The sequence below is a fragment of the Massilia sp. TSP1-1-2 genome, from assembly GCF_049896185.1.
Taxonomy (GTDB): Bacteria; Pseudomonadota; Gammaproteobacteria; order Burkholderiales; family Burkholderiaceae_D; genus Telluria_A.
In genome coordinates this window covers 1-964 of record NZ_JAFCTU010000135.1, presented here as the reverse complement: position 1 = coordinate 964, position 964 = coordinate 1, and the positions used below count along the sequence as shown (strand labels likewise).

The window sequence follows — 964 nt, the reverse complement described above, 5'->3', positions numbered from 1 at the left end:
GGTGAGGATTTTGTGGCCGTGCATCTCGCGGCCTTGGTCGTAAGTCATGGTTTTGCGCATCGCTGCCGGCTCGCCCGAGTTCGACAGTTTGACGCGGTTTTTCACCCTTTTTCCTGAGCGCATTCCATATGAATCAAGTACATAGGCAAGCCCATCATTGAAAAGATCGTCCAGCGCTTCCCCGTCAAGCGCGTCATCGCCGTCGCTGACCGCGGCTTGCTCTCGACAGACAACCTGGCCGATCTGCAGGCCATTACCCTGCCCGGTGGCGGGACACTTGAATTCATTCTTGCAGTCCCAGGCCGGCGCTACAACGATTTCGTCGATATCCTGACGCCGTTCCACGACGCCACTTGCGCTGACGCCAAGGAGGAGGTGCTGGGCGATGCGCAGTGGGACAAGCTGCGCCTGATCATCGCTCATGATCCGCAGGTGGCGCTGGCCGCCGGTGCCAAGCGCGACCTCATCATCGGCGCGCTGGAGCAAAAAGCAGCCCAGTGGGCGGGCAAACTCGATGGACAGGAAGGCGGCGCGCGCAAGCGCGGACGCAAGCTCTCCGATGGCGGAGCGCGCGCCCGCTTCTATCACGAAGTGTGTGAAGCGCACTTGGCGCGCATCGTCCGGGTCGACCTTAAAAGCGAGTTGTTCACGTACTCGATTGATGAGCGTGCGCTGGCGCATGCGCGCTTGATGGACGGTAAACTGCTGCTGGTCACGAACACCGCCGACCTCGCGCCTGGCGAGGTCGTAAAACGGTATAAATCATTAGCCGATATCGAACGTGGGTTCCGCGTGCTTAAATCCGAAATCGAGATCGGACCGATCAACGGACAAGGAGATTAGCGCGGAGTTGGGCGTTTTGCGCGCCACAGTGGCACGTTGGCGTAGTCGATACATCGAAGATGGTCAATCGGGAATTGAGCGGGATGGAACGCGGCCAGGACGCAAGCCGCAGATTTCTGAG

Annotated in this window: 2 pseudogenes; both read left to right on the top strand. The window is 59.6% G+C overall.

The annotated features are described in order from the left end of the window. Positions 1-150 precede the first annotated feature (150 nt). Positions 151-825: pseudogene (locus ACP7BV_RS27290) on the top strand (IS1634 family transposase); the annotation flags it as partial. Position 826: 1 nt separating this feature from the next. Continuing rightward, positions 827-964: pseudogene (locus ACP7BV_RS27285) on the top strand (helix-turn-helix domain-containing protein); the annotation flags it as partial.